General features: G+C 62.7%; 24 protein-coding genes and 1 riboswitch. Of the genes, 10 read left to right on the forward strand and 14 right to left on the reverse strand.

The features are described from left to right. Positions 1–77: 77 nt before the first annotated feature. Both ACFODV_RS12090 and ACFODV_RS12095 read left to right on the forward strand, forming a co-directional pair. Positions 78–593, forward strand: coding sequence for a tetratricopeptide repeat protein (locus ACFODV_RS12090; RefSeq protein ID WP_379759688.1), 516 nt, complete (start codon positions 78–80; stop codon positions 591–593). A gap of 80 nt (positions 594–673) precedes the next feature. Beyond that, positions 674–1,174, forward strand: coding sequence for a hypothetical protein (locus ACFODV_RS12095; RefSeq protein ID WP_379759691.1), 501 nt, complete (start codon positions 674–676; stop codon positions 1,172–1,174). Between the two features lie 9 nt (positions 1,175–1,183). Here the strand turns inward: ACFODV_RS12095 and ACFODV_RS12100 are convergent, their stop codons facing one another. The 7 genes from ACFODV_RS12100 to ACFODV_RS12130 form a co-directional block, all read right to left on the reverse strand. Continuing rightward, positions 1,184–1,738, reverse strand: coding sequence for an LOG family protein (locus ACFODV_RS12100; protein ID WP_379759694.1), 555 nt, complete (start codon positions 1,736–1,738; stop codon positions 1,184–1,186). A gap of 56 nt (positions 1,739–1,794) precedes the next feature. After that, complete coding sequence (locus tag ACFODV_RS12105; protein WP_379759697.1) at positions 1,795–1,917, reverse strand: hypothetical protein; 123 nt, start codon at positions 1,915–1,917, stop codon at positions 1,795–1,797. Between the two features lie 42 nt (positions 1,918–1,959). Further along, positions 1,960–2,505, reverse strand: coding sequence for a DUF501 domain-containing protein (locus ACFODV_RS12110; RefSeq protein ID WP_379759700.1), 546 nt, complete (start codon positions 2,503–2,505; stop codon positions 1,960–1,962). Then, positions 2,477–2,803: a hypothetical protein gene (locus ACFODV_RS12115; RefSeq protein WP_379759703.1), complete on the reverse strand. Its 327-nt coding sequence runs from the start codon at positions 2,801–2,803 to the stop codon at positions 2,477–2,479. Before ACFODV_RS12115 ends, ACFODV_RS12110 begins: the two co-directional genes overlap by 29 nt. A 91-nt stretch (positions 2,804–2,894) precedes the next feature. After that, positions 2,895–3,365 carry a Cys-tRNA(Pro) deacylase gene (gene ybaK, locus ACFODV_RS12120; protein ID WP_379759706.1) on the reverse strand — a complete coding sequence of 157 codons (471 nt, stop codon included), beginning with the start codon at positions 3,363–3,365 and terminating at the stop codon, positions 2,895–2,897. After that, positions 3,362–3,769: an acyl-CoA thioesterase gene (locus ACFODV_RS12125; protein WP_379759709.1), complete on the reverse strand. Its 408-nt coding sequence runs from the start codon at positions 3,767–3,769 to the stop codon at positions 3,362–3,364. Before ACFODV_RS12125 ends, ybaK begins: the two co-directional genes overlap by 4 nt. Next, entirely contained in the window at positions 3,708–4,643 is a 936-nt protein-coding gene (locus ACFODV_RS12130) for a hypothetical protein (RefSeq protein WP_379759712.1), read from the reverse strand. Before ACFODV_RS12130 ends, ACFODV_RS12125 begins: the two co-directional genes overlap by 62 nt. A gap of 48 nt (positions 4,644–4,691) precedes the next feature. On the opposite strand from ACFODV_RS12130, the gene ACFODV_RS12135 reads away from it, so the two are divergent. Then, positions 4,692–5,039, forward strand: coding sequence for a hypothetical protein (locus tag ACFODV_RS12135; protein WP_379759715.1), 348 nt, complete (start codon positions 4,692–4,694; stop codon positions 5,037–5,039). Here ACFODV_RS12135 and ACFODV_RS12140 read toward each other — a convergent pair. Continuing rightward, a complete protein-coding gene (locus ACFODV_RS12140) occupies positions 5,036–5,470 on the reverse strand; it encodes a hypothetical protein (protein WP_379759765.1) in 435 nt (144 codons plus the stop codon). The two genes, ACFODV_RS12135 and ACFODV_RS12140, sit on opposite strands and share 4 nt — an antisense overlap. A gap of 59 nt (positions 5,471–5,529) precedes the next feature. Here ACFODV_RS12140 and ACFODV_RS12145 point away from each other — a divergent pair, with 59 nt between their 5' ends. Continuing rightward, a complete protein-coding gene (locus ACFODV_RS12145) occupies positions 5,530–6,714 on the forward strand; it encodes a MalY/PatB family protein (protein WP_379759718.1) in 1,185 nt (394 codons plus the stop codon). A 2-nt stretch (positions 6,715–6,716) separates the two neighbouring features. On the opposite strand, the gene ACFODV_RS12150 is transcribed toward ACFODV_RS12145, so the two are convergent. After that, complete coding sequence (locus ACFODV_RS12150) at positions 6,717–7,661, reverse strand: co-chaperone YbbN (protein ID WP_379759721.1); 945 nt, start codon at positions 7,659–7,661, stop codon at positions 6,717–6,719. A gap of 143 nt (positions 7,662–7,804) precedes the next feature. Continuing rightward, positions 7,805–8,596 (reverse strand): IclR family transcriptional regulator domain-containing protein, encoded by a 792-nt coding sequence (locus ACFODV_RS12155; protein ID WP_379759724.1) that lies wholly within the window; start codon positions 8,594–8,596, stop codon positions 7,805–7,807. A gap of 237 nt (positions 8,597–8,833) precedes the next feature. Here ACFODV_RS12155 and ACFODV_RS12160 point away from each other — a divergent pair, with 237 nt between their 5' ends. Then, a complete protein-coding gene (locus ACFODV_RS12160) occupies positions 8,834–9,664 on the forward strand; it encodes a BKACE family enzyme (RefSeq protein ID WP_379759727.1) in 831 nt (276 codons plus the stop codon). An 82-nt stretch (positions 9,665–9,746) separates the two neighbouring features. On the opposite strand, the gene ACFODV_RS12165 is transcribed toward ACFODV_RS12160, so the two are convergent. From ACFODV_RS12165 to ACFODV_RS12180, 4 genes are all read right to left on the reverse strand, one after another. Continuing rightward, positions 9,747–12,461, reverse strand: coding sequence for a hypothetical protein (locus tag ACFODV_RS12165; RefSeq protein WP_379759730.1), 2,715 nt, complete (start codon positions 12,459–12,461; stop codon positions 9,747–9,749). A gap of 25 nt (positions 12,462–12,486) precedes the next feature. Further along, complete coding sequence (locus ACFODV_RS12170) at positions 12,487–13,362, reverse strand: fimbrial biogenesis chaperone (RefSeq protein ID WP_379759733.1); 876 nt, start codon at positions 13,360–13,362, stop codon at positions 12,487–12,489. 89 nt (positions 13,363–13,451) lie between these two features. Next, a complete protein-coding gene (locus tag ACFODV_RS12175) occupies positions 13,452–13,922 on the reverse strand; it encodes a DUF4402 domain-containing protein (protein WP_379759736.1) in 471 nt (156 codons plus the stop codon). A gap of 277 nt (positions 13,923–14,199) precedes the next feature. Beyond that, entirely contained in the window at positions 14,200–14,760 is a 561-nt protein-coding gene (locus ACFODV_RS12180) for a DUF4402 domain-containing protein (RefSeq protein ID WP_379759738.1), read from the reverse strand. Between the two features lie 133 nt (positions 14,761–14,893). Continuing rightward, positions 14,894–14,982, reverse strand: a riboswitch (cyclic di-GMP riboswitch). 612 nt (positions 14,983–15,594) lie between these two features. Between ACFODV_RS12180 and ACFODV_RS12185 the strand changes: the two genes are divergently transcribed. The 5 genes from ACFODV_RS12185 (at position 15,595) to ACFODV_RS12205 (ending at position 20,742) form a co-directional block, all read left to right on the forward strand. Next, a complete protein-coding gene (locus tag ACFODV_RS12185; RefSeq protein ID WP_379759741.1) occupies positions 15,595–16,092 on the forward strand; it encodes a cupredoxin domain-containing protein in 498 nt (165 codons plus the stop codon). A gap of 9 nt (positions 16,093–16,101) precedes the next feature. Further along, complete coding sequence (locus ACFODV_RS12190) at positions 16,102–16,767, forward strand: response regulator transcription factor (protein WP_379759744.1); 666 nt, start codon at positions 16,102–16,104, stop codon at positions 16,765–16,767. Next, positions 16,748–18,082, forward strand: a complete 1,335-nt coding sequence (locus tag ACFODV_RS12195; protein WP_379759747.1) for an ATP-binding protein — start codon at positions 16,748–16,750, stop codon at positions 18,080–18,082. Before ACFODV_RS12190 ends, ACFODV_RS12195 begins: the two co-directional genes overlap by 20 nt. Before the next feature lie 74 nt (positions 18,083–18,156). Then, a complete protein-coding gene (locus ACFODV_RS12200) occupies positions 18,157–19,962 on the forward strand; it encodes a copper resistance system multicopper oxidase (protein WP_379759750.1) in 1,806 nt (601 codons plus the stop codon). A gap of 9 nt (positions 19,963–19,971) precedes the next feature. Beyond that, positions 19,972–20,742 carry a copper resistance protein B gene (locus tag ACFODV_RS12205; protein WP_379759753.1) on the forward strand — a complete coding sequence of 257 codons (771 nt, stop codon included), beginning with the start codon at positions 19,972–19,974 and terminating at the stop codon, positions 20,740–20,742. The last annotated feature ends 300 nt before the right edge of the window (positions 20,743–21,042 follow it).

The raw sequence follows: 21,042 nt of genomic DNA on the forward strand, positions 1-21,042 counted from the left end.
TTCCGCACAGAGCAGACGCCGCGCACAGGGTGGTGCCAGCGTCCTTTTTTCGCACCAACAGGACCCGGTAACTGGCCATGATACAGGCATCATCACTGTTCACCCGGCTCGAATACCGCCTGGCGGAGCAGTTGTTTCATACTCGCTGGCTCCCCCGCTCGCGGCGTACGCAGCGTCTGACCATGCATCTTTTCCAGCGCTGCGCCAATGCTGGGCATCCGCCGGCGCTTTCCGTTTACGGCCATATGCTCTTCCACCGGGGTCTGACGCCTCAGGACAAGGCCCGCGGTGCTCGCTACGTGCTGGAGGCAGCCCACGCAGGAGATGTCCGCGCCCAGTATCAGGCCGGCCAGATCTACGAGCACGGCTGTGCCCTCTACCCGAGCCGCGACGATCACGCCGTGACCTGGTATGCGCGCGCGGGTGAGGAAGGCCATCCCCTGGCTGCCGCCCGCTTGGCTCGCGCCTACCGCGAGGGCCAGCTTGGCCTGCCCTTGGATAACGAGCGCGCTACCCACTGGCAACAGCTGGCCGATCAGGCCATCGGCCTGGGCGATGAGCTGGACAGCGGCGAAGCCGAGACGCGACACTAGGCCGACGCCGGGCGTGGCGCCAGCCCACTCCCTTGATTAAGCCCCCTTCAAACGCTTCGGCCTCGAGGATCAGCGCTCTCGTGACGCTACCGACACTGCTCGATATCGAGGCGTCCGGGTTCGGACGCGGCAGCTACCCCATTGAGGTCGGCCTGGCCCGCCCCGACGGCAGTAGCTGTGCCTTTCTGATCCTCCCCCTGCCTGAATGGACACACTGGGATCCCAAGGCCGAACTTTTGCACGGTATCAGCCGTGCGCGTCTGCATCGTGAGGGGCACCCGGTGCGACAGGTGGCGCGCTGGCTCAACGACGAACTAGATGAGCTAGGCATCGCCTACAGCGACAGCTGGGGCTACGACAATACCTGGCTGTCGCTGCTTTTCCATCACGCCGGCATGCTACCGGCTTTCCGCCTGGAAGCGCTGCGCAAGTTGCTCAGCGAGGAACAGCTTGTCCTCTGGCATGCTACCCGCGAGGCGCTGGTGGCCGAAATGGGGATTCGCCGGCATCGCGCCAGCGAGGACGCTCGCCTGCTGCAGCTCACCTACCAGCGCACCCGCGAGCTGGTCGACGACGTTTGACCCGGTCCGTCAGGCCGGTTCGGCAAGGCGCGCCTCGAGGATATCCAGCAGCTCGCCCGGCTCAGCGGCGTCGAACAGCTCGGCCCGGGTTCGGGCGTTGAGGAAGCCGTGCTCCACGGTGCTGTCCAGAAAAGCCAGTAGTGGGCGGTAGAAGCCGGCGCTGTCGAGCACGCCGATGGGCTTGTCATGGAGCCCCAGGTAGTGCCAGGTCCAGACCTCGAAGAACTCCTCCAGGGTGCCGATGCCGCCGGGCAGCACCACAAAAGCGTCGGCATGGGTGGCCATGCTGGCCTTGCGCTCGTGCATGTTGCGCACACGAACCAGTTCGGTAAGGCCGCGGTGGGCCTGTTCACGCTCCACCAGGTGGTCCGGCATCACCCCGATCACCTCGCCGCCCTCGGCCAGGGTGGCATCCGCCAGAGCCCCCATCAGGCCGATGCGGGCGCCACCATAGACCAGGCTATGGCCGCGACGAGCTAGCTCGCGACCCATCTCGCGGGCGGTCTCGAGGAACTGAGGGTCATGGCCATCTCGTGAGCCCAGATAGACGCAGAATCTTGGCATGCTCTTCTCCTTGGCGGGGGCGCTCTTCGCCAGTGTCGCTGACCGGTACCGGTGGCTCAGCGCGTGGCTTCGGCGTCGCGCTTCATGGCCTGGCGCAGCAGCTTGATGCCGACGCCGGTGATCACGAACATGCTGGCGATCAGGACCAGGCTGGCAACGACATGGGTATCGACGTACATCGGGAGCTCCTTGATGGGCGATGAGAGTTGGGCGTTTCATGATCAGGGGGAATGGGGTCGGGACCCACCGGGCAGGCAGTCGGCCACACCATACACGTCGTCCATCCACTGTCCGATGACGTTGTCGCCGCAGAGGTGATGGGCATACTGGGTATGCAGGCAGCGCACCTGGTCCCAGTTGGCGATGCCACCGATCCCGCGCTCAGTGAGGACGCCATCATAGCCCAGCCGCATTATCTCAGCCTTTTGTGCCGCGCTCATATTGCGCCAGCGGGCCGCCACATAGTCGCGGTGGCTCGCGTGATACGCGGCGAGGAAGTCGGGCTCCTCCTGCAGGCGCGCCTCCAGCTGCTTGATCACGCCGACGGCCTCGATGCGTGAAATCTCCACCTTTAGCCGCTCGGAGCAGAGCCAGAAGAGGGTAGGGAAGGGCTTGCCGTCGACAATGGGTGCCATGCGAAGCACCAGCGGAGTGCCCTCGCTGTCGGTGGCCGCCAGGGTCTCGATGCCGCGCGGTGCGCGACCCAGCTGCGCGGTGATGATCGCCAGTTGGCGCTCGTCAGGAGTCTGATCGTTGCGGATCACCATCGTCGGGGTCTCGTAGAAACTTGTTGGACTGGCCGACGGCCAGGAAGAAGGCGCGATTGAGCTGTTCGGGGGTAGGCGCATAGCGCCATTCCCGCTCGCAGTAGTCGGCGCCCCGGGCCATCAGCACGTCATAGAGTCGATTGAACGGCGCATCATAATCGTAGGGGTCGGCGCCGAACAAGCGGATGTGGGGATAGTCGGCAAAGCGCTCGACAAAGAAGCGGATCAGGCCTGACTCCACGGCGCGGTGCCGGTCGACGTTGTCAGGGTCCAGCCAGAGATCGTAGCGGATGGCCATGACCACCTCCTGTCGGGAATCGGGAATCGAACATCGGCCTTAACGGCCATACGGGTGTGTGACAGCGCGGGGCGCCATTTGGCTCGCGGGCTCATTGCCTGGCGAGCGGGAAAAGCTTCGCGTCGAGGAGGCGCATCAGATCGGTGGGGGCCAGACAGATCTCCAGTCCGCGGCGGCCGCCGCTGACGTGAATCGTCGGCAACCCTTGGGCACTCTCGTCCAGAAGGGTTGGCAGCCGACGCTTCTGGCCCAGTGGGCTGATGCCTCCCAGCACGTAGCCCGTGGCTCGCTGAGCCTCTTCGGCCTCGGCCATGGCGGCCCTGCGGGCCCCGGCGGCGCGGGCCAACGCCTTGAGGTCCAACCGGTGCGAGACCGGCACCATGGCCACCGCCAGCCGGCCGTCATCCAGCTTGGCGAGCAGAGTCTTGAAGACCTCATGGGGCGAGAGGCCCAGCGCCCGAGCCGCTTCCTCACCATAGGCGGGCGTGCGCGGATCGTGCTCATACTCGGCCAGGCGGAAAGCAACTCCGGCCGTTTCCAGCTGCTTCACGGCGGGGGTCATGCGGTGACCGGCTCCTCCTGAACGTGGGCTTCCAATGCCTCGCGCAGCTCTCCGTCGATGGGGATCGATTTCTTGGCCTGGTGATCGAATTGCAACATAACGGTGCGGCCTAGATTGGTCATCTTTCCAGCTTGCCAGGCCTCCTGGGAGACCGTAAAGGAGCTGTTGCCCAGGCGTGAAATATAGGTGCGGATCTCGATCTCGCTGCCGTACTGCAGTTCGCCAAAGTAAACCACCTCGATACGCGCCAGCATCAGCCGCCACTTGCGGGGGTCCAGATCCGGCGTGAAGAGCCGGAAGATGTCATTGCGGGCCAGTTCAAACCAGGCCGGCAGCCGGGTGTTATTGATATGACCCAGGGCGTCGGTGTCGTAGAAAGCGGGCTCGATGGTGCGGGTAAACATGGCAGGGGCTCCTTGTTGTATTTCCTACGGGCACGACAGCTTTGCCCCAAGCAAGCGCTCGGTCAAGTCTGGGGGAGCGCCTGGCATGTTGCCACGCCTGAAGCCGGGTCCAGCTCAGCAGCCACAGGGTGGCCACGGCGAAGCCGGCCAGGGTGCCGAGCCCGAGACCCAGCACGGGATAGGCCAGCGATACGCACAGGGTGTAGCTGAGCAGCGAGCCGAGCCCCGCCGGGTAGTGCTTGATCACCGTGGCGACCGGACCGGGACCGTGGGTCAGGTGCAGGATCACCAGGAAGGGATACATGGTGACCGGGAAGGCCGCCATCACCCCGGCCCAGGCCGCTGGGAGGAAGTGGGCCATGCCGGTGATGGCAAAGATGATCGCGGCGGCGAGCAGGGCGCGCACGCCCAGTGCGGCCCAGGAGAATCGCCCTGAGGGGCGTGCAGCACTGTCCGGCACCCGTCGGTAGAGCCAGCTGAACAGCGCGATGGCCGCCAGAGTGGTGAGCGTACCGCTGAGACGGTCGAACTCTACTCGGGTGAGCAGCATGCTCACCGCCAGGAAGGCGGCCAGGCCCGCTGCGGTGCCGGCCGCCACGCCCGGCAGGCCCGGACGGCGTCCGGCCAGAAGGTAGCCGCCGCCCAGCGCCAGGGTGGCCGTAAAACCGGCCAGGGTGTGCACCGCACTCTCGGCGGCGAAGCCTGTGGAGAGCTCCAGGCCGATGAAAAACAGCGCGATGGCGGTGCCCAGCGGGTAGCCGGCCAGCAGCCCGGCCACCCGGGGGCTGACGCGTACGGCGATGGCGCCGAGGCCCAGCACCATACCGATCGATACCGCCAGCTTGGCCAACTGCCAGCTCAGGGGAACTTCCATCTCGTTTTCCTTATCCTTTCAGGGAGTGTCCAGCTGCCGGAGGCCCCTATGACCGGCCATGTTTTTTCCCCGCCGCCGCGTCCCGATGGCTGCGAGCTGTGCGGTCGCGAGTCACCGCTGACCCGTCATCATCTGATTCCGCGCTCGCTGCACGGCAAGGCGCGCTATCGGCGTCGCTTCGAGCGGGTGGAGCGGCTGACCGCCATCCTGTGGCTATGCCATCCCTGCCACAAGCATATCCACGCGGTGCTGTCCGAACGCGAACTGGCCGACCATTATCGCAGTCGCGAGGCGCTGATGGCGCACCCGGAGATCGGTACCTTCGTCGAATGGCTGGCCGGCAAACCCGCTGGTTTCAAGCCCAAGCGGGCACCCAAGCGACGCCAGGGGCGCTAGATGAGCCGCAGGCCCTGGCGGTCCAGCCAGGCTGCCTTGAGGGGTAAGGCCAGCGGCCCGCGCAGGTGGCCAGGCAGGGCGGCCTCGGCGCTCTCGTGGTCGCTGAAGTCACGATTGCGCAGCCAGCAGTAGGCCCAGGCGCAGCACTCGTCGTCGCTTTTCGGGAGCGGCCGAGCGGGCATCTGTACCAGCAGGAAGGCGGCGGTGCGAGCCGCCCATAGCGGGATCTCGTCACCGGCCCCTGGCTCGGCCCAGGCCGCCAGGGTGGCACCGCTCGGGGTCGTCTCCGGCTGACCCAGCTTGGCCACACGTGCCGTTTCGGCGAGTATCAGCGCCAGGCGATCGGCATCGCCCTGGCCCAGGGCCTGCCATTGGCCGATCAGCGGGGGCAGCCCGCGACGCACCTTGGCATAAAAGCCGTCCTGGGGCATCGTTCTGGTCATTGCATTGTCCTGGTCATTGCATCGTCATGAAGCGAGAGGAGTGAAACATGGCATTTGATTTTGCCACGCCCGTGGAGCGTCGGCATCCGGCAGGTGGTCGTCAGTCCCACTGGCCGTCCCAGAAGTGGCACCGCTATGGGGACGACGTGTTGCCGCTCTGGGTGGCCGATATGGACTTCGTTTCGCCACCGGCGGTGCTGGAGGCGCTTCGCGCACGCGTTGACCACGGGGTGTTCGGCTATGGGCAGGTGCCGGATTCACTGCGGGACACGCTCTGCGCCTGGAGCGAGCGCCACTACGGGTGGTGCATTGAACCCGATTGGCAGCTGTGGCTGCCCGGCGTGGTGCCGGCGCTGCATCTGGCCAGCCTGGCGCTCACCGAGCCGGGCGACGGGGTGCTTACCATCACACCTATCTACCCGCCCTTCCTGCGGGTCGCCGAGCGCACCGGACGCATGCCCCAGCAGGCGGCCATGGCCGAGCCTAGCGCACCGGGCGACCCCTGGCGCCTCGATCTCGAGGCGCTGGAAGCGGCGATCACCCCGCGCACGCGGCTGCTGCTCTGGTGTCACCCCCACAACCCTACCGGTCGGGTCTGGACCCGTGACAAACTGGCAGGGCTGGCCGAGCTGGTGGAGCGCCACGATCTCATCGTGGTCTCCGACGAGCTTCACTGCGACCTGCTGCTGGATGAGGGTGCCCGGCACGTGCCGCTGGCGGCCGCGCTACCGGCACTTGCTGCGCGCACCCTGACGCTGTGGGCGCCTTCCAAGACCTTCAACCTGGCGGGGCTGACCACTGCCTGCGCAGTGATCTCCGACCCAACGCTTCGTCGGCGTTTCGCCACCGCGGCCAAGGGTCTGACGCCCGACGGCAACGTGCTGGGGCTGGTCGCGGCCCAGGCGGCCTACGCAGAAGGCGATCCCTGGCGACAGGCACTGCTGGAGGTGCTGCGCGGCCATCGGCAGACGCTTGTCGAGCGGGTGGCGCGCTGGCCGGGGGTGGTCATGAGCGCGCCGGAGTCCACCTATCTGGCCTGGCTAGACCTGCGCCAGTCTCCGGCCCTGGCAGGGGTCGATTCCCCTCAGCAGACGCTGCTACAGCGCGCCGCGGTGGCGCTTTCCGACGGCGCCGATTTTGGCGCCCCGGGCCTGGCGCGGCTCAACTTCGGCACCACCGCGACTCAGCTGGAGGCGGCGCTGGCACGCCTGGACGAAGTGCTGGCAGGCTGACCTCAGTAGAGCAGAGCGAAGAGCTTGCGGCGGTAGCTGACCGTCAGCGGGTGGTCGGCGCCCAGGGCATCGAAGACCCTCAGCAGGGCCTTGCGGGCCGCGTCGTCGCCGTAGGCGCGGTCGGCCTTCATCAGCGCCAGCAGGGCGCCGAGGCCCGTCTCGTAATCGCCGTCGGCCACCCGGCGCAGGGCACGCAGGTACTGCGCCTCGCTGTCGTCGCGCTCGCCCAGGGCGGCAAGCGCCTCGGCGCTGGGGGCTTCCTCACCAAACTCGATGCTGGCGCGCACGCCGCGAGCCGGGGGCGCATCGCGCTCCTCGGGGGGGAGGTTGTCGAGTAGCGCGCGGGCGTCGGCGGCGTTGCCCTCGGCCACCAGGGCTCGGGCTAGCGCCACCTGGTAGGGGTAGTGCTGGGGATTCTGCTGCACGAGCTCTTCATAGAGGGTGCGAGCGGTGGCCGCGTCGCCGGCGGCCAGCGCCTCGGCGGCCTGCTCCTCAGGGCTGATCGGCGCGTCCTCGGGGGCTGGGAAGTAACGCCCCAGCCACTCTCGCACCTCCTTCTCGGGCAGTGCGCCCTGGAAATGGTCGACCAGTCCACCCTGGCTGATCAACTTCACATCGGGTGCCGAGCGCACGCCGAGCTGTGCAGCGATCTCCGGGTTCTCGTCGATATTGAGCTTGGCCAGGATAAAGGCGCCCTGGTATGCGAGGGCGAGCTTTTCCAGTACCGGCGTCAGCGTCTTGCTGGGTTCGCTCCGAGGTGTCCAGCAGTCGAGCAGGACCGGCACCTCCATGGAGAGCTCCAGCAGCTGCTGGATATTACTGGCGTCGGCGTCGACGATCACCTCGGGTGCTTCGCCGGTGGCAGCGGCAGCAGGGGCGGTGCCGTTGGCGCCAGCGGGCGTGTCGGGGGCGAGGGGCTCGCCGGTGCGCGGATCGACGATAGGCATGATGGAAGCGTCCAAGTCTGGGTGGATTTCAAGAAGAGATGCGGGTGATGTCGGGCGTATTCAAGGGGAGGGGTGCGATGGACATCCTGCTTAGGCGGCTGGCGCTGATGCTCTCGCTGTTGCTGGCAGATGCCTCTTGAAGGTCAGCTGACGCTGCTGCGAATCATCCGGGCCTTTTCCTGCAGCAGGGGCAGGTAGGTCTCCATCAGGGTGGCGTGGCTGATCCGTGCGGCGTTGGTGCTGATGTTGATGGCGCCGAGCAGCTTGCCGTTGGCATCGAAGGCCGGCACTGCGATGGAGCGCAGGCCGGAGTCTAGCTCCTGGTCGGCGATGGCGTAGCCCTGTTGGCGTACCTCGAGGATGCACTCACGCAGCTTGGTCTTGTCGGTGATGGTCTTGTCGGTGTGCTGCTTCAGCTCTACCTGTGCGAGCCAGGCATCCAGCTCGTCATCGGGCAGCTGTGCCAGCAGCACGCGGCCCATGGAGGTATGCGCCGCCGGAAGACGCGTCCCCACCGAGAGGGTGATGGCCATCAGTCGGTGGCGTGAGGAGGAACGCGCCACGTAGGTGACCTCGTCGCCGTCCAACACACCCAGGGAGGAGGATTCCCCCGATTCGCTGGTGATCTCCTCGAGGACCTGCTGAATCACGCTACGGTAGTCGTTGGCGGAGAGGAAGGCGTACCCCAGCTGTAACACCTTGGGGGCCAGCTCGAAGACGCGCTGCTGTTTGCGCACGTAGCCAAGCGCATGCAAGGTCAGCAGGAAACGCCGGGCGCGGGCGCGGTTCATGCCGGTACGCGCGGCCACCTCGCTGAGCGTCATGCGCGGGTGCGCCTCGTCGAAGGCCAGGATTACCTCGAGCCCGCTGGCCAGAGCGGTAACGAAATCGCGGTTATCGGATGCCAGTGCATCATCCTTGTCGTCATGTGGCATCGGTATCCTCTCCTCGAATTTTTCCATCAACTCAACACTCTATCACGAAGCCGCATGGCGAACCTTAGTTCGCCATGCGGCATTTTTTGGTCGCACACCGGCGAGGGGTTTGACGATAGCCAGAAATAGGCATAGATTGTTCGTAATGCAAATCTATGTTCGCTTTGCGAACTTTCATCTCGGTCCATCAATTAAAACTACTCAATCTGTCGCGCCATGGCGTGAACTGAGGTCAACATGTCGAACCCCTGCATCATCTGCGTTGCCATCACTGGCAGTCTGCCGCGCAAGGAAAACAATCCGGCGGTTCCCATTACCATCGAGGAGCAGGTCGAGAGCACCCAGGCGGCCTTCGAGGCCGGGGCCACCATCGCCCATTGCCACGTGCGAAATGAGGACCAGACGCCCAGTTCCGATCCGGAGAAGTTCGGACGGCTGATGGAAGGTCTGAAGAAGCACTGCCCGGGCATGATCATCCAGCTCTCCACCGGCGGCCGCTCCGGCGCGGGGGAGGAGCGCGGCGGCATGCTGCCGCTCAAGCCTGATATGGCCAGCCTCTCGGTGGGCTCCAACAACTTCCCCAACCGGGTCTACGAGAATTCACCGCAGCTGGTGGAGTGGCTCGCCGAGGAGATGCTCAAGTACGACATCAAGCCCGAGATCGAGGCCTTCGACCTGTCGCATATCCATCAAGCGGTAGCCCTCTCCCAGCAGGGCAAGCTCAAGGCACCGCTCTATGTGCAGTTCGTGATGGGCGTGAAGAACGCCATGCCGGTGGATAAGCCGACCTTCGACTTCTATATCGAGACTCTGAAGCGGCTGGCGCCGGATGCCCAGTGGTGCGGGGCCGGCATCGGTTCCAATCAGATTGTGCTCAACGAGTGGTCCATCGCCGCCGGCGGCCATACGCGCACCGGCCTCGAGGACAACATGCGCCTTGATCGCGACACCCTGGCCCCCTCCAATGCGGCACTGGTCGAGCGCACGGTGGCCCTGTGCGAGAAGTACGAGCGTCCCGTGGCCACCTGGCATCAGGCGCGCGAAATCCTCGGCCTTCAGGTCGACTGAGCTCGAGAATACATCCTCAACCAGTGGGTAGGGGGAGGGCGTCCGCAGAGAAGCTGTGACACCGTTTGGCTGAAGGCCCGCATCATGGGGCTTTCGGCCCCACGGCCCGAATGGAGGGCGACACCGTCATATTGACGCCGCTGATGAAGGTGCCATCGCCCGATACGCTCAGCTCTATTGTGCCGCTATTGGTCAGGCTCAGGCGTTGTAGTTGCTCCGGTGAAACTCTCAACCGGTAATCCCCGGCGATGACGCCTGGCACGATATAGAAACCGTCCCAGCTGCTTGTTGCGCGGGCGACTACCTCTTGCCGTTCGTTGAGCAATTCCAGCGCTATATCCCCGATGCCGCGCTCGACACCCTCCTCCAGCAGGTAGACCGTGCCATCGATTTCCGTGGTCATGCGCACCGGGAAGTCCAGGCTGGCCACGCTGCCCGGGCGCGGCACCAGCCTTACGCCTTCCATCGCCGGCGCCCATTGCGGGTCTGCCAGCGTCGCGATGTCTATCCCGATGTCGAGATGCTGCTTCACCGGCAGGTGATCCACGTAGGCGATACCCTCGGCATCCGTGCGGGCTCGGTGCCTGCCGCCGTTGACCGTGAATCCAGCCCCCTCCAGCGGCTCCTCATCGGCGTCCATTACGCCATTGTGATTCTCGTCCAGGAACACGCGCACGGAAGCGGCGCCGGTGTTCGCCATGGGCCTGGCATCGAAACGCCAGTCGGAGCGCCGGTCATCCCGGCCCATGGCAATAAACAATTGCGCCCCCAGAGCGATATCGCCGGTGTCTGCATAGCTGGCATTGACGCCCAACCCGAAGCGGCCCAGGTTTTTGGTAAAGCCCGCCGAATAACGGGTTTCGGGAGAGGCAAAGGTGTGGGCGATGCCCAGGGTCCCGCGATAGCCGTTTGCCAGCGTCTTATCAGCAGACAGCGCCAGCGAGGAGAGGTCACTCTCCGAGCCCAGCTGGTAATCGATCTGGCCGCGCAAACTCATATCGCGAACGCGACGGCTGACCTGCAGGCTGCCGGTGGTGTGCTCTCTGTCATCGGAGGCACGCCAGCGCAGGGTGTTGGTGAGGGAGGTGCGATAGACATAAGCGGAAACGCGGGCGCTGACATCGGTACTGGTCCTGCCGGACTCCCGCTCGTCCCGCGTGGCCTCGAGGGTGACGGGCATGCGCGAGCGCGACGTCAGCGGAAGGGCGCCGGTGAGTCGAAGCGCATCACGGGTGAGAATGGGATCGCTGCTGGCAGAAAAGACCTCGCTGGTGAAATCGGTCAGCAGAAGGCGACTCGCGTCCACGGCCACGCCGCCGATACGCGTCTGGACATCGAGCTCGGCCAGCGAACCACCGTCCTTGGCCTGGACAAGGCTTCCGCCGAGACTCAGCGACTGCCAGAAGGTGCGGACTCCCAGGGTGGAATAGAGCTCCTCGTTTCCGTCCACCGGCGCCCGGATCAGTCCGGCCGAGGCGGTCAGCGCGCGTGCCAGGCCCAGGTCGACCTGGGCGACGGTTCGAGATTGCCCGTCGTCGTCCCGGTGCTCGGTCACGCTGTACTGGAACTCGCCGGGGAGCACCATGGATTGATCCAGGGGAAAACTGTATGGCTCTACCCGTGTCTCGCCTAGGGGGCCATGAAACACCAGCCGGAAGTCATTGCGGCCATAGCTCAGGGGCTGCTCCTCGAAACGATAGCGGCCATCGGCATCGGCCTGGGTGAAACCCACCAGGGCACCATTGTAATAGAGCTCCACGTCCCATCCCGGCGGCAAGTCGCCCTCGAACGTCTGGCGGTCGAAGCTGGTGGGCCGTGTCAGGGGGCGATTGCTCAACGTCACTCCCTCGCCGCTGATACCGCGGGAGATATTCTCGACGCTGGGGGTCGAGAGGCTGCCGAATTGAAAAGAGGTCGCTTGCAGCGGGCCCAGCAGGTTGCCGCCTGGGTCGTGGCGCCCGAATGTGGCACGTACTTCAGGCGAAGGGTCCTTTAGGCCGCTGGAAAAATAGAGAGAGGATTCCATGCCTAAGAAATCCCCGGTGAGGAAAGCGGTATAGGTCGCGTCGCCCTGGGTACGGCCATTGTTGCGCTGCAGGTCGGTGGTCAACGTCTGATCGATGAACGGCATGCTCCACAGCCGGTACGGCTGCTCGTGGTGGGGATAGCCGGGATCCTCATAGCCACCCGGCGTTCCGGCACGAGCCCCGAGGCCCTCGCGAGCCAGGCGGGCCTGCAGGGGCAATGCCTCGAGGGCATGAGCGCGCAGGAAGAGACCGGCACGGTCGATCTCGAGTGACAGCGGAAGCCAATCTTCGAGCAGGGACACCGCGACATAGATATCATCCGGCTCCGCCAGCACCAGCGCTGGATCGAAGCTTTTGGTATCCCCGGCCAGGGTAACGCTGGCGCTGTCCAGGTTCAGGCTGAACCCGCGATCTTCACTGAGGATAAAACCGCTGGCGACGCCTTTTCCTGGCTGAGTCTGGATGGCAATGGTCAGCAATCTTGCCAGCTCGCCCAGTGGCAGCAGAGTATGCTCACCCACCTCATAGGCAGGAATGGCACCTGACAGTACCGACTGGTCCAGGCGCACTTCCAGGATCAGCAGCTCCGGTTCTGTGGTCGGTTCTGCGGCCGGTTCCTGGGCCGATTCTTGTGCCGATTCCTGGGCCGATTCTTGTGCAGATAGGCCCGGGGCGAAGACCAGCACGCAGGCCAGCAGCACTAACAACAACACCAGCCTAGACGCCAGCACGGCCAACGGACTGGCTCGGTGGGCGCTAGCGGATGTCATTTTCGTGCGGCATGGCGCCAGGAGGCTATAGCGATAACGCCGCCTCGGCCAGCAACTCGCCACCGTCTTCTGCCTGTTCGCGGTAGGTGACGCGCAGGGTGCCGTTGCTGAGACTCAGGCCACTCGGCGGTTGCAGTGCAATGCGTGCGTTGCGCAGGGGGTTGGGCGTATAGACCGCCACCCCGTTGGCGCGGCCGATGACCTGCTCGGCGCCGCTTCGCGGGGTAAAGCTGACGGTCAGATCACCGTAGACCGACTGGGTACCGTTACGCTGCATCTGAAGGGCCAGCAGCGGCGCTCCGCTCGGGGCGCGCTGAAGCTCGAGCTGGGTCAAGGCCACATTGGCGTCTGTCGCGCCATGACGCACGATCACCGGAACGGAGGCGCCGACCAGCGCCGTCAACTGGACGCCTATCTCGCCATCGGCGGCAGAGCCAGATTCGATGCTCCGACTTCCACTGGCATCTGGCTGTTGCGCGAACAGCAGGTGCGAACGATATTCGCCGGTCGCCAGATCGCCTGGCTTGCGTACCATGATACGAACCGCTTGACCGGCACCCGGCTCGAGGGTCACCTGGCGCGGCGAGTATTGCAGCAGAGCATCGGCAAACTGTTCACCCGGGAGAGGCGCGGTGATGTCGGAGAATTCACCGGTGTCACTCATGCGGCGGTTGACCAGGGAGATGCGATAGGTAGCAGTTTCAGTGCCATTGTTGATCAGCTCCAGCTGGGCCGAGCGCTGGTTGCCCTCGAAGACGACGCGGGTCGGGTAAAGCATCAACTGCGCCAGTGCATGGCTCGCCGGCAACACGAGCAGCAGGGCGCACAGGGTCAAGCGGAAGAGCAACGTCGTGCCACGCGTTTTTTGATTGAATTCAGGGGTCAAGGTCTTGGGGAGCATGGTGGAATCCATTGTTCGTTTGTTTCGTGGGTAGCGGAGGGCGCGCGGAAAGACAGCGCGGCGCTAGAGAGGCATCAGTTAAAGACGCATCAGTTGTAGTTGACGATCACGCTGAAGCTGCCGGCGTAATCACCCGGTGTCTGTGCGTTACCGACATTGAGTGTTCCCCCGACCGTCAGGGCCTGGGAGCCACCCGCGCTCAGCTGGCCGCCGGCCCCGGAAGGGGCACTGGTAAAGGCGTTGATGACCATATCGCTGCCCGGGCCCGTGAGCGTCACGAAATCATCGCCGGGCAACTGGATCGTATAGGTCGCCTGGGTATCGCCCGTGACCGTAAACTCGGCGGCAATGCCCTCGCCCGAGCGGATCAACAGCACATCGCCGCCGGCACTGCGCAGGCCGCTGGGGCTGACCGCGACCGAGCCGCCACTGCCGGCCACGAAGCTACCGAACGACAATCCCCGGGTATTCTGGATCGCGATCTCCTGGGCCCAGCCATGGGAAGCCACGAGAGTGGCCAATAAGGCGCCAGCCGTGATCGCTGCCCATTTATGTTTCATCGCAGTATCCCTGGATTCTGATAATAATGGTCTATTTAGTTATAGACCTGAATTAATGAAATAAGTGCAGTACCTGCTTTTATTCTATAAATAAATAAAAAAAGTAATCCCCCGGCTTTTCCGGGGGATATTTGCTTCAGGGAAGAGAGTATTCATAGAGGAAAGTAACGCTGACGTCGCTCAGCGCCAAATCAAGGTGGAGCCTCTGAAAGGTCCTTTCATTACTCCACCCTGGTCTTCGCCGGACTAGCGCCCGGCTCGATATGCCAGTGAACGGTTAGTTGTACTCTACCGTTGCCGTCACATCGCCGCTATAGGTCCCGGCTGTCTGAGTTCCAGCTACCGTCAGCGTGCCGCCTAGGTAGATAGATTGGGTACCCCCGGTGCCGAGGGTACCTGCCGTCACTTCACCCGTGATGGCGTTGCCGGCGGTAAGATCACTGAATATTGCCAACGCCATCGTGTTCCCCCCTGCTTCTACTGAGTCGCTCAGTTCAGCAGCGGCATCCCAAGTAATACTATAGGTGGCGTTATTATCACCAGTTACGTCGAACCGGGCGGCGGACACGGTCCCGACGTCGACGCTTGACAGAATGACGTTCGACCCGGTTCGTGCACCGCTAGTGGAGACCGTCACGCTGCCACCGGCGCCGGGGGCGAACCTCCCAAAATTGAGATCAGTCCCCAGGGCAATAGCTATGGGCTCGATGACGGTGCTCGACGCCGAGGTTGTCGCCGCCGCAGCAAAGCTGTTGGATGCCCCGAACGCCCCAAGCGCGACGACGGACGCCAGCACGGTAAGGCGGAAATTCTTGCGAATGAAGGCAGATGAGTTCATTTTCAATCCCCTGTAAGCCATTGCCGCGGTGGTTTCCCGTCGACAATCGTTTGATTTGAAACCAGTTAGGGGAACCGTTAACACTGCGATGGGGGTCGGGCATGAGAAAAGCGTGCTCGGACCCAAAGGAGATGTAGGCGGTCCCGCTGTCATAGGGCTGTTGTGCCCATTAGACCGGTGACTTTGCGTCCCCGCCTTTCGACGGGTTTGCCTTTTTCTTTCGAAAGCTGGGTCAGCGACCCAAGTTTCGTGGCTTGTTCACTCTTAAGTGATCAGGCCTGACCCTATGCTGACGGAAGGGTGGGCTTTTCACAAGCATATTAGGTCCAAGTTTTCAAATTATGTGAGGCGGCTGATTTTATTTATGGCTATATAGCTGATTATTATGAAGTTGTCAGGATTTTTTAGCCAAAAACATTGTCCGTGATTTCTTGCATGTTTGGGCTGAAGTCGCCGGGGAAATAACATAAAACGGCGAGACGTTAATTCCATGTTTTACTTATTTGCCGGGCGGTCAACTTTTTTGGGACGGCGGTCAGCTCCAATGCATCCTGGCCGCCCTCCGGGCAGCAGGCCCAGCCGATAGTAGCGGGCAAGAAAAGGGAAAGCTGCTGAACTACCGCCGGCTGGTGCAGCCCCTCGACGATGCGCTGGTCGACCAATGCGGCTAGGGTCCTGGACCAGTCGCTCGTCCCCGCATGGTGGACGGCCAGATACTCGACCTTGCGCCGCGACTCCTTGAGATTGGAAGAGTATTTTTTGCTGAGTTCAGCCTGTCTTCAGGTTTATGCGTTACAAACGAGCTCCGCTGACTCAATTCAAAGAGGTAATATCATGCGCAAGACATTGCTGGCCCTGGCGCTGGGCCTGACCACGATGACTGCCTTCGCTGCTGGTGAGCACGGCAGCTCTCAAGCGGCGGTGGGCGATGCCGACATTAATCGCACCATTCGGCTCGAGGCGGGCGACATGTGGTTCGGCTCCGAGAATCTCGACATTTCGCCAGGCGACACCATCAAGTTCGAGATCGTCAATACCGGAAATATTGAACATGAGTTCGTCATTGGTGATACAGAGGCTCAGGAAACGCATCGCAAGATGATGCAGGAAATGAGCGGCAGTCATGGTAACGGTGGGCATGGCGGTCATGGCGGTCATGTAATGGCCGAGGGAGAGCATGGCGGTAACATGCCATCTGTAACTATCGCACCGGGTGAGACGGCAGAACTTGTCTGGACGGCCCCTCGGAACGTCCGCGGCCTGGAGTACGCCTGCAACATTCCGGGCCACTACGAGGCAGGCATGTCCGGAAACATCGATCTCAAGGGATGATTCACCCGCATGAAACTGTTGTTCATCGAAGATGACGATCTGCTCGCGGAGAGTTTGGCCGAGAGCCTGAAAGACAACGGTTACCGTGTCGACCTGGCCACATCATTGAGCGTGGCCAGGTCGCTCATGGCAACTGAGCACTATGAGCTGGCGATCCTTGATCTTGGCCTTCCGGACGGTTCCGGTCTGGATGTGCTCAAGAAGTGGCGCAAGGATGGTCAAGACCTGCCGGTGCTGATCCTGACCGCTCGTGATACCTGGGCAGACAAGATTGTTGGCCTGGAGAGTGGTGCGGATGACTACCTCACCAAGCCCTTCCATGAGGGTGAGCTTCTCGCACGACTCAAGGCGCTGCTGCGTCGTCGATCCGGTAGCATGTCCCAGGAACTTTCAATCAACGGGGTTAGCCTCGATGAAGCCAATCAGTGTGTCAGTATCGATGGGAATTCTTGGCAACCGCTGACGGGTACCGAGTTTCGATTGCTGCGCTACTTCATGCACCATCCCGATCGTGTCCACTCGAAGGAGAAACTCATCGATCAGCTCTATGCCCTGGACCAAGATGCAGCAGCGCCGAACCTGGTGGAGGTCTACATTGGTCGCTTGCGGCGCCATCTTGGCAAGTCGATTATCCAGACGCGGCGCGGGCAAGGGTATGTCTTCGCTTCACATTGACCGACGCAGCTTGCGCTTCAGGCTGCTGACCTGGCTATCCGGCATTGCCTTGCTGGTGATGGGGGCTGCCTGGCTCCTGCATGGCATCCTGTTGCAGGATCTGGCCCGCGACTTCCTTGGGGAGCGCCTCGAGCGGGAAGCCGATCATGCGATCGAGCAGTTGCAGCAGAACCGACTCTCTATTCCACTGGCACTGGACTCGGCGAGTCGGGCCTACCAGATTTTCCACCATCTCTACGTGCTACGTCTCGGTGGCGACACTACTGCGTCGGACCCTCGTTGGCAGGATGCCCTGGCTCCCCTGCTCGAGGAATCAGACAGCGCTCTCTTCGAGGTGAAGGAGGGCGAGCGACATCTTCTCGTCTACCGACGGCACTTCATGTTGGACGGGGAACCCGGTGCATTGCTGGTGGGTGAGGACTTTTCCCAGGTGGAAGCGGGGTTGCAGCGACTGCACTGGTGGGTCGCCGGTATTGCCGCTGGGCTTCTGATGCTATTGGTCACCTTGAACTTGCTGGCGGTCAACCGCGGACTGGTCCCTCTTTCCCGGCTCCGCGACCAGCTGGGTCAGCTTCAGGCCGGTGAGCGTGAGCGGTTGTCTCTGGATGTGCCGCCCGAGCTGGACAGTCTGGTCGTTCAACTCAACCGCTTCATGAATGAGATAGACAGTCGCCTGCAACGCTCCCGCGACTCGGTGGCGAACCTGTCTCACGCTCTCAAGACGCCGCTCGCGGCGGTGACCCAAGTGCTGCGAGGCTCGCGCCCCATCGATGAGGCTCGTCGCGAGAAGTTAGTGAAGCGTCTTGAAGAGATTCACGCCCAACTGGATGTCGAGCTCAGGCGCTCGCGTATCGCCGGCCCCCACGCTGGGCGTATGTCTGATCTGCATCGCGATTGCTCTCGGTTGATGGAGATGTTTCGCGGGATGTATCCGGACAAGCGATTCCATCTGGCCCTACCAGAAGAGAGGGGTCGACGCGTCCCGATCGAGTCTCAGGATCTCTCCGAGATGCTCGGCATCGTACTCGACAATGCGGGAAAATGGGCGGCCAGCGAGGTGATCTGCCGAGTGACGGTGAATGATGTCCTCAAGGTCACCATCGAGGACGATGGACCCGGGGTTGAACCAGAAGAGCTTTCTCGCCTTGGCCAGCGAGGCATTCGCCTTGACGAACGTCAGCCCGGATACGGACTGGGCTTGTCGATACTGAAGCAACTCATTCCCCGGTATTCCGGGCAGGTAAGGTTCGACATCAGTTCTCTGGGTGGCCTGAAAATCGAACTGACGATTCCCTTGAAGGAATATTTTCGATAACTGCCCTTTTTTCAGTAGTGATTCAGCTTCCCCCGTCAGTATGGCCTTCCCAAGACATTGCAGGGAAGGCACACATGGCAAGATCCAGAGTCATCACGCATCCACTGTCACGCCGTCAGATCCTGAAAGGCGGTGCGGCACTGGGGCTGGGGTCGGCGGCAGCCCTTGGCTTGCGGCCCAGCTGGGCAAGTCCCTGGGGACAGACCAACGTTTATGCCAAGGGTGTTGAGGAAGGTCCCGAAGTGGCGCTTGCCATCCGTCGTGAGTCGATTCCGATTGCCGGCGAGGAAGCCCGTCCGATCAGCATCAACGGTACCAGCCCCGGGCCGCTGATTCGGCTCAAGGAAGGCCAAAATGCCGTCCTCAAAGTCACCAATTTGATGGATGAACCGACATCAATCCACTGGCACGGACTGATCCTGCCGCCGGGGATGGACGGCGTGCCCGGGGTAAGCTTCGCCGGTATCGAACCCGGCGAGAGTTTCACCTATCGATTCCCTGTTCGCCAGAACGGTACCTACTGGTATCACAGTCACTCCGGACTGCAGGAGCAGCTTGGCCATGCCGGGCCGCTGATCATCGATGCTGCCGAACGTGAGCCTTTCCGCTATGACCGTGAGCATGTGCTGCTGCTCACCGACTGGACCTTCGAGGAGCCGACGTCGGTCTTCAGCAACTTGAAGACCGCCGAGGGTTACTACAACTTCCAGGAGCGCACCATCGCCGACTTCTTCGCCGATGTGCGCGAGAAGGGATTTTCCCCGACGGCCGAGATGCGCAGCATGTGGGCGAAAATGCGCATGAGCTCGCGTGATATCGCCGACGTAACCGGCAGCACCTATACCTACCTGCTCAATGGCCACTCGCCTGAGGAGAACTGGACGGCCCTGTTCAAGGCCGGTGAACGTGTTCGCCTAAGGGTGATCAACGGCTCGGCCATGTCCTACTTCGACGTGCGTATTCCCGGGCTGAAAATGACTGTGGTGGCGGCTGATGGTCAACCGGTGCAGCCGGTTCCCGTTGATGAGTTCCGCATCGGGGTGGCCGAGACCTATGACGTCCTGGTCGCTCCCGAGGATGACGCTGCCTACACCATTTTCGCCGAAGCCATGGATCGCAGCGGCTACGCCCGAGCCACTCTCGCGCCCCGCGAGGGGATGGGCGCGGAAATCCCCGGGAGGCGCCAGATCGCTGATCGGGGCATGGAGGCCATGGGGGCTCATGGCATGGCGGGGATGGACCACTCCAATATGCAGGGAATGGGTGATACCAGCATGGAGGGTATGGACCACTCCAATATGCAGGGAATGGGTGATACCAGCATGGAGGGTATGGATCACTCCAGTATGCAGGGCATGTCGGGCGAGCAGACCAAAATGAATGCCAACGGCATGCTGGCGGCAGGCGCTGCGCAGCCAGGCTCTCGCTACGATCAGGCCGGCATTGGTATTGATCCCGACGAGCGCCGGATGCTGGTCTACCGCGACCTCAAGGCATTTACGCCCTGGGCGGACCGACGTGAACCGGGACGAGAGCTGGAATTGCACCTCACCGGCAACATGGAACGCTACATGTGGTCCTTCGATGGTAAGAAATTCAGCGAGGTGACGGGTCCCATTCATTTCGACAAGAACGAGCGACTGCGCCTGATCCTGATCAACGACACCATGATGGAGCACCCCATCCACCTCCACGGCATGTGGATGGAACTCGAGAACGGCCAGGGCGAGCTGATCCCGCGCAAGCACACCCTGAACGTCAAACCCGGTGAGCGCGTCTCGGCACTGATCACCGCCGACGCGGAAGGCAGCTGGGCATTCCACTGCCACCTGCTCTACCACATGGATGCCGGCATGTTTCGTGTCGTCAAGGTTTCGTAAGGAGAAGGCATGTTGACCAAAATCCCAGTGATCGCCACCGGTGTCCTGCTGGCCGCGACAACGCTGTCCGTTGCCCAGGCGGAGGATGGCTATGATGCCCCGGGCAGTTGGCCGTCACCGGTCGTGGAACACAACATGGCCATGGCACTGTTCGACCGGCTCGAGTACGCCGTGCCCGACAAGGGCGACGAGGCCCTGGTGTGGGACTTCCAGGCCTGGTATGGCGGTGATATCAATCGTGTCTACCTGAAGTCAGAAGGGGAGAACGTCCAGGGCGACGGCGAGGATGCGGAGTTCGAGTCGCTGGAGCTGCTCTACAGCCGGCTCGTCGCTGACTTTTGGGAACTGCAGGGCGGCATCGGTTACCAGGGCGGCGTTTTCTCGGACGACCATGCCGAGCGAACCTACGGCGTAATAGGCCTGCAAGGGGTCATGCCCTATGGCATCGAGACCGATGTAGCCCTACAGGTCAGTGACGAGGGTGATGTCTCGGCGAGCGTCGAGGGCGAATACGACCTGCGCCTGACACAACGGCTCTATTTGCAGCCACGAACGGAAATTACCCTCGCTGCCAGCGAAGTCGAGGGGTTCGGCGTTGGTGAGGGCCTCAATTCGGTGCGAATTGGTATGCGGTTGGGGTACGGGGTGACACGCCGCTTCGCGCCCTACGTCGGTGCCTATTGGGAAAAGCAGTACGGCGATACCGCCGACTTCTCGCGTGCAGGCGGTAATGCCACCGAAGATACCGGTGTCGTGGCAGGTGTAAGGTTGATGCTCTAACGTTCGTTGCTTATTAGCAGCTTGCGCCAATGAAAGCTGACGGGTCATCGGGTACAAACATCGGGTGAAAAAAGCCAGAACCTTTAGGTTCTGGCTTTTCTGTGTTTGGTAGCGGGGACCGCTGAACTTGAAACGAGAGGTAACCGATGACGTGTCATCAGACGCAAAAAAACCGGCTCTTCGTCGTCGGGTGTGGAATTCGCCCCCGTCGTTGAGCCACGATAGAGCCTCCACGATGACAGGAGGCATGGCATGGACGGCACCCAGATTCTGACCCTCGGCCTGGGCCTGGAAGCGCCC

Origin of the sequence: Halomonas tibetensis (assembly GCF_042643535.1) — a bacterium.
GTDB lineage: Bacteria > Pseudomonadota > Gammaproteobacteria > Pseudomonadales > Halomonadaceae > Halomonas > Halomonas tibetensis.

Coding starts and splice junctions, on each gene's coding strand:
- ACFODV_RS12125 (WP_379759709.1), bottom strand. CDS start 3,769: ATGTTTACCCGCACCATCGAGCCCGCTTTCTACGACACCGACGCCCTG.
- ACFODV_RS12160 (WP_379759727.1), top strand. CDS start 8,834: ATGTCGAACCCCTGCATCATCTGCGTTGCCATCACTGGCAGTCTGCCG.
- ACFODV_RS12200 (WP_379759750.1), top strand. CDS start 18,157: ATGGCAAGATCCAGAGTCATCACGCATCCACTGTCACGCCGTCAGATC.
- ACFODV_RS12140 (WP_379759765.1), bottom strand. CDS start 5,470: ATGCCCCAGGACGGCTTTTATGCCAAGGTGCGTCGCGGGCTGCCCCCG.
- ACFODV_RS12130 (WP_379759712.1), bottom strand. CDS start 4,643: ATGGAAGTTCCCCTGAGCTGGCAGTTGGCCAAGCTGGCGGTATCGATC.
- ACFODV_RS12100 (WP_379759694.1), bottom strand. CDS start 1,738: ATGCCAAGATTCTGCGTCTATCTGGGCTCACGAGATGGCCATGACCCT.
- ACFODV_RS12195 (WP_379759747.1), top strand. CDS start 16,748: ATGTCTTCGCTTCACATTGACCGACGCAGCTTGCGCTTCAGGCTGCTG.
- ACFODV_RS12205 (WP_379759753.1), top strand. CDS start 19,972: ATGTTGACCAAAATCCCAGTGATCGCCACCGGTGTCCTGCTGGCCGCG.
- ACFODV_RS12135 (WP_379759715.1), top strand. CDS start 4,692: ATGACCGGCCATGTTTTTTCCCCGCCGCCGCGTCCCGATGGCTGCGAG.
- ACFODV_RS12185 (WP_379759741.1), top strand. CDS start 15,595: ATGCGCAAGACATTGCTGGCCCTGGCGCTGGGCCTGACCACGATGACT.
- ACFODV_RS12170 (WP_379759733.1), bottom strand. CDS start 13,362: ATGCTCCCCAAGACCTTGACCCCTGAATTCAATCAAAAAACGCGTGGC.
- ACFODV_RS12145 (WP_379759718.1), top strand. CDS start 5,530: ATGGCATTTGATTTTGCCACGCCCGTGGAGCGTCGGCATCCGGCAGGT.
- ACFODV_RS12155 (WP_379759724.1), bottom strand. CDS start 8,596: ATGCCACATGACGACAAGGATGATGCACTGGCATCCGATAACCGCGAT.
- ACFODV_RS12115 (WP_379759703.1), bottom strand. CDS start 2,803: ATGGCCATCCGCTACGATCTCTGGCTGGACCCTGACAACGTCGACCGG.
- ACFODV_RS12190 (WP_379759744.1), top strand. CDS start 16,102: ATGAAACTGTTGTTCATCGAAGATGACGATCTGCTCGCGGAGAGTTTG.
- ACFODV_RS12165 (WP_379759730.1), bottom strand. CDS start 12,461: ATGACATCCGCTAGCGCCCACCGAGCCAGTCCGTTGGCCGTGCTGGCG.
- ACFODV_RS12090 (WP_379759688.1), top strand. CDS start 78: ATGATACAGGCATCATCACTGTTCACCCGGCTCGAATACCGCCTGGCG.
- ACFODV_RS12175 (WP_379759736.1), bottom strand. CDS start 13,922: ATGAAACATAAATGGGCAGCGATCACGGCTGGCGCCTTATTGGCCACT.
- ACFODV_RS12180 (WP_379759738.1), bottom strand. CDS start 14,760: ATGAACTCATCTGCCTTCATTCGCAAGAATTTCCGCCTTACCGTGCTG.
- ACFODV_RS12150 (WP_379759721.1), bottom strand. CDS start 7,661: ATGCCTATCGTCGATCCGCGCACCGGCGAGCCCCTCGCCCCCGACACG.
- ybaK (WP_379759706.1), bottom strand. CDS start 3,365: ATGACCCCCGCCGTGAAGCAGCTGGAAACGGCCGGAGTTGCTTTCCGC.
- ACFODV_RS12110 (WP_379759700.1), bottom strand. CDS start 2,505: ATGGTGATCCGCAACGATCAGACTCCTGACGAGCGCCAACTGGCGATC.
- ACFODV_RS12105 (WP_379759697.1), bottom strand. CDS start 1,917: ATGTACGTCGATACCCATGTCGTTGCCAGCCTGGTCCTGATCGCCAGC.